Origin of the sequence: Streptomyces sp. NP-1717 (assembly GCF_022695985.1) — a bacterium.
GTDB lineage: Bacteria > Actinomycetota > Actinomycetes > Streptomycetales > Streptomycetaceae > Streptomyces.
This window is the reverse complement of record NZ_JAAPBF010000358.1, coordinates 1-4,584: the sequence shown is the minus strand read 5'-3', so window position 1 is coordinate 4,584 and position 4,584 is coordinate 1. Positions and strand designations below refer to the sequence as shown.

Genomic DNA, 4,584 nt, shown 5'->3' with positions numbered 1-4,584 from the left:
TCGCGGGCGCTCTCCAGCAGGGTGGTGCCGTACGTCTGCGAGGAGAAACCGGTCACCGGCGCGTACAACGGGCCCTGGGTGTAAGTGCGTTCGTAGCGTAGTTGCTGGCCGGTGTCCTTGGAGCCGGTGACGGGCCGGCCCTCGACGACGATCTCGCCGCGTGGCTGCTCGTAACGGTCGATGGTCTTACGGCGGTTGGCGGGGTTGTTGTCGAGGGAGCCGGCCTGGATGACCTGGATCCGGGCCGCGTTGACGAGCAGGGCGACGAGGAGCAGCAGGCAGAACGCGGCGGCGAGGCGGATGTGGCTGATCATCGCTCGCCCTCCGCCGCCGGTCCGGCCGGCATCCCGTCCGCGGGTCCGGCCGGCCCCGCACGTCCGACAGGTCCCGCCGGTCCCGCGCCCCCCGCAGAGCCCGTCGCGATCACCGCCGACGCGATCACGCCCGTCTCCACCGTCTCCGGACGCGGTCTGCGCGCCGAGTCGCTGAGCCGGATGAGCAGGGCCACGATGACCCAGTTGGTCACGACCGACGACCCTCCCTGCGCCAGGAACGGCATCGCCATGCCCGTGAGCGGGATCAGCCCCGTCACCCCGCCCGCGATCACGAACACCTGGAGCGCCACGATCGACGCCAGACCGACCGCGAGCAGCCGTCCGAACGGGTCGCGCAGCGCGAGCCCGGTGCGGTACCCGCGCGCGACGAGCAGCGCGTACAGCAGGAAGATCGCGGTCAGCCCGATCAGCCCCAGCTCCTCGCCCGCTGTCGCGAGGATGAAGTCGGACTTGGCGGCGAAGCCGATGAGGACGGACCGGCCGAGCCCCAGGCCCGTGCCGAACATGCCGCCCGCCGCGAACGCGAAGAGGGACTGGGCCAGTTGGCCGGGACCCTGGCCGGCCTCGATGGAGGCGAACGGGTTGAGCCAGTCCTCCACGCGGCTGTGGACGTGCGGTTCGAGCCAGCCGACGGCGAACGCGCCGACCCCGGCCAGCAGCAGCCCCACGGCGATCCAGCCGGTGCGGCCGGTCGCCACGTACAGCAGGATCACGAAGAGCCCGAAGAAGAGCAGCGAGGTGCCGAGGTCGCGTTCCAGGACCAGGACGAGGACGCTGAGCAGCCAGATCGCGACGATCGGGCCGAGCACCCGGCCGGTGGGCAGCTGGAGCCGCCAGATCCGGCGGCCGGTGTACGCGAGGGCGCTGTGGTTGGCCGCGAGATAGGCGGCGAAGAAGACGGCGAGCAGGATCTTGGCGAACTCGCCCGGCTGAAAGGAGAGTTCGTCGATCCGGATCCAGATCCTGGCGCCGTTCACGGCGGGGAAGAAGATCGGCACGGTCATCAGCAGCAGCGCGGCCACCACCGACAGATACGCGTATCTCTGGAGCACCCGGTGGTCGCGCAGGAGCGCGACGACGGCGATGAACAGCGCGACACCGAGGGTCGACCAGATGAGCTGCGCGGGCGCGTCCCGCTCGCCCGGGGTGGCGAGGTCCAGCCGGTGCAGGAGCACGAGCCCGACGCCGTTGAGCAGGACCGCGATCGGGAGGAGCAGCGGATCCGCGTACGGGGCGCGGAGGCGGACCGCGAGATGCGCGACGAGCGCGAGCAGGCCCAGCCCCGCGCTGTGCCGCAGGGCGTCGGGCGGGGCGGTGTCGTCGTGGGCGAGGCCGACGGCGACGTAACCGGAGACGGAGATGAGGACGGCGCACACGAGGAGCGAGAGCTCGACCCCGCCCCGTTTGCGGAGTCGTAGTTCGGGCGGGGGAGAGTCCGCCGTCGTTGCGGTCATGGAGCGCAACGTAGCAACCCGACATGCCTTATGTCCGCTTATGTAAAGACATAAGGCATGTCGGGCTCCCGGTGGGTCAGCACCAGCGCGGCGCCTTGCCGATGTTCTCGATGTACGCGGCCGAGCCCCAGGCCCAGTTGCCGTCCGTGAGGAGGTACCAGCGGTTGTTCCCGTTCACCTCGTCGCCCCGCGTCTTGCAGAGGATGTGCACGATCGAGCCGTACTCGGCGCTGCCGATGACCCGGCCGCCGCGGCTGGGCCGGTCGCGCAGCAGGAGCCCGGTCCTCGCGGTGACGCGGCCCTTGTACTCGCCCGAACCCCTCGTGGAGGCATCGGCCTCGGGTCCGGCGTTGCCGGGGCGGCCGGCGTCGGTGTCGGCGTGCCCGCCGGCGTGGCTGCCGGAACCGAGGGGCGGCGGGGCGGGCACCGCCGCCAGCGCGGGCGTGGCGGTCAGTGCCGCGGCGGCGACGGCGAGGGCCGCGACGTACGGGCCGAAGGAGCCCCGGAGGCGCGGGGTGGAGGAGCGCGGGGAACGCTGGGACATGCGTGACTCCTGAAGGTCGGGAAGGGGGCGAGGGGTCGACGGTGGACTGCTTGACCCTCGCCCGATTTACCCTAGATTCGTCACATTCTGTCCGCAACCGTAACTCTGTGTGCCCCGCACCGGCCGCCCTCGCTCGTGCCGTCCTCAGCGCTGGTAGGGGTTACCGCCCTGGCCCGGCTGCTGTCCCTGGCCGCCCTGGCTGAACGGGTTCCCGCCGCCCTGACCGCCCTGGCCGCCCTGCGCGCCCTGCGCGAACGGGTTGGCGCCGTGCTGCTGGCCGACGCCCTGCTGGGCCTGCGACGCGCTCTGTGCGAGGAGCTGTTCGGCCTGCTCGTTCGGCACCTGGTGCTCCACGCCGCAGAACGTGCACTGCGTGTAGTGCTTCGTCGAGTACGGGAACAGCGGCACGAAGAACAGCGTGAACTTGGAGACGCGCTTGCGCAGCGTGTGCGCGGACGGGTTGCCGCACTGGCCGCACACGAGCGTCAGTATCGCCAGTTGGTAGATGTAGCCCTTGGTCCCGAAGATGATCATGCGTGGTTCCTTCTCTTCTCATGACGCTTCATGGCGCTCATGACCGGCGCACCCCCATGGTGCACGCCCGCCACAGCGGCGGTCACGGCAGGCGGCCCGCCCGGTTGAGATTGACGAGCGGGCCGAGGAGGTCCCCGTACCGTGCCAATCGCCCCGCGATGTCGCCGATCCGGAAGACCAGGTCCTCCGGCGCCCCGCAACTGCCGACCTCTTCCCAGGACACCGGCGCGGACACGGTCGGTTCCGTCCTGGCGCGCAGCGTGTAGGGCGCCGCCGTCGTCTTCGCCGCCGAATTCTGGCTGTGGTCGACGAAGACCTTGCCGGGGCGCAGAGCGCGGGCCATCCGGTGGACCACCAGATGCGGCAGTTCGGCCTCGGCCTCGACGGCGAGCGACTTGGCGTACGCGGACACCTCGCGCGACGGGGTCGGCTCCAGCGGTACGAGCAGGTGCAGGCCCTTCGAGCCCGACGTCTTGGCGTACGCGTTCAGCCTGTCCGCCGCCAGCCGTTCCCGCAGCCAGAGCGCCGCCGCGCAGCACTCCACCACGGTGGCGGGCTCGCCGGGGTCCAGGTCGAAGACGATGCGGTCGGCGCGGGCGGGACTGTCGACCTGCCACTGCGGGGTGTGGAACTCCACGACCAGGTTCGCCGCCCACATCAGCGTCGCGAGGTCCTCCACCAGCACCTGCTCGGCGACCTGGTCCGCCGAACGGGGCACCGTCGCCCTGCGCACCCAGGACGGGGTGCCCGGCGGCGGGTTCTTGGTGAAGAAGCGCTGCCCGGCGGGGCCGTCCGGGTAGCGGAGGAAGGAGACGGGGCGATTGGCCAGATGGGTCAGCAGGGCGCCGGCCGAGGTCGCGCAGTAGTGCAGGACCTCGCCCTTGGTGGTGCCGGTGGCCGGATAGAGGACCTTCTCCAGATTGCTGAGGGCGATCCGCCGCCCCTCCACCTCGGCGATGGGCGTCATACGATGAGAATCCCACGAAATTCGGATGTAAGGGATTTACCGTGAGATCCATATGGAACGGCGCAATCTCCTTCGGTCTCGTGAACATCCCGATCAAGCTGGTGAACGCGACGGAGAGCCGCTCGATCTCCTTCCGGCAGATCCATTTGGCGGACGGCGGCCGGATTCGTTACCGGAAGGTCTGCGAACTGGACGAGGAGGAGGTCACCTCCGCCGAGATCGGGAAGGCGTACGAGGACGCCGACGGGTCGATGATCCCGATCACGGACGACGACCTGGCCCGGCTCCCGCTGCCGACGGCCAAGACGATCGAGATCGTGGGGTTCGTGCCCGAGGCGTCGATCGATCCGCTCCAGGTCAGCTCGGCGTACTACATCGCGGCGAACGGCGTGCCGGCCGCGAAGCCGTACACCCTGCTGCGCGAGGCCCTGAAGCGCAGCGAGAAGGTCGCGATCGCGAAATTCGCGCTGCGCGGGCGCGAGCGGCTGGGCATGGTGCGGGTTCTCGGCGACGTCATCGCGCTGCACGGGCTGCTGTGGCCGGACGAGATCCGGCAGCCGGAGGGGGTGGCGCCGGAGACGGAGGTCAGCATCCGGGACGCCGAACTGGACCTGGCCGACGCCCTGATGGACACGCTCGGCGAGGTCGAACTGGAGTCGCTGCACGACGACTACCGGGAGGCCGTCGAGGAGCTGATCGCCGCGAAGGCGGACGGCGCCGAGCTAACGGCCCCGGCGGGGGAGCGGGGCG

Annotated in this window: 5 protein-coding genes and 1 pseudogene; 1 reads left to right on the top strand and 5 read right to left on the bottom strand. The window is 70.6% G+C overall.

Going from position 1 to position 4,584, the window contains the following annotated elements:
* From GXP76_RS34210 to ligD, 5 genes and pseudogenes are all read right to left on the bottom strand, one after another.
* Positions 1–314 (bottom strand): annotated as a pseudogene (locus GXP76_RS34210) (penicillin-binding protein 2); the annotation flags it as partial.
* Positions 311–1,789, bottom strand: coding sequence for an FtsW/RodA/SpoVE family cell cycle protein (locus GXP76_RS34205; protein WP_242575513.1), 1,479 nt, complete (start codon positions 1,787–1,789; stop codon positions 311–313). The gene GXP76_RS34205 and the pseudogene GXP76_RS34210, both read right to left, overlap by 4 nt.
* 76 nt (positions 1,790–1,865) lie before the next feature.
* Positions 1,866–2,333 carry an SH3 domain-containing protein gene (locus GXP76_RS34200; RefSeq protein WP_242575512.1) on the bottom strand — a complete coding sequence of 156 codons (468 nt, stop codon included), beginning with the start codon at positions 2,331–2,333 and terminating at the stop codon, positions 1,866–1,868.
* 144 nt (positions 2,334–2,477) lie between these two features.
* Positions 2,478–2,867 (bottom strand): zinc-ribbon domain-containing protein, encoded by a 390-nt coding sequence (locus GXP76_RS34195; protein WP_242575511.1) that lies wholly within the window; start codon positions 2,865–2,867, stop codon positions 2,478–2,480.
* Between the two features lie 82 nt (positions 2,868–2,949).
* The gene (gene ligD / locus GXP76_RS34190) at positions 2,950–3,834 is read right to left on the bottom strand and encodes a non-homologous end-joining DNA ligase (protein WP_242575510.1); all 885 of its coding nucleotides are present in this window, start codon (positions 3,832–3,834) and stop codon (positions 2,950–2,952) included.
* A gap of 41 nt (positions 3,835–3,875) precedes the next feature.
* On the opposite strand from ligD, the gene GXP76_RS34185 reads away from it, so the two are divergent.
* The coding region (locus GXP76_RS34185; protein ID WP_242575509.1) for a Ku protein at positions 3,876–4,584 on the top strand (709 nt) is incomplete at its 3' end.

Excerpts from the sequence above, each read along its gene's own strand:
- ligD (WP_242575510.1), bottom strand. The coding sequence starts at position 3,834 with ATGACGCCCATCGCCGAGGTGGAGGGGCGGCGGATCGCCCTCAGCAAT.
- GXP76_RS34195 (WP_242575511.1), bottom strand. The coding sequence starts at position 2,867 with ATGATCATCTTCGGGACCAAGGGCTACATCTACCAACTGGCGATACTG.
- GXP76_RS34205 (WP_242575513.1), bottom strand. The coding sequence starts at position 1,789 with ATGACCGCAACGACGGCGGACTCTCCCCCGCCCGAACTACGACTCCGC.
- GXP76_RS34200 (WP_242575512.1), bottom strand. The coding sequence starts at position 2,333 with ATGTCCCAGCGTTCCCCGCGCTCCTCCACCCCGCGCCTCCGGGGCTCC.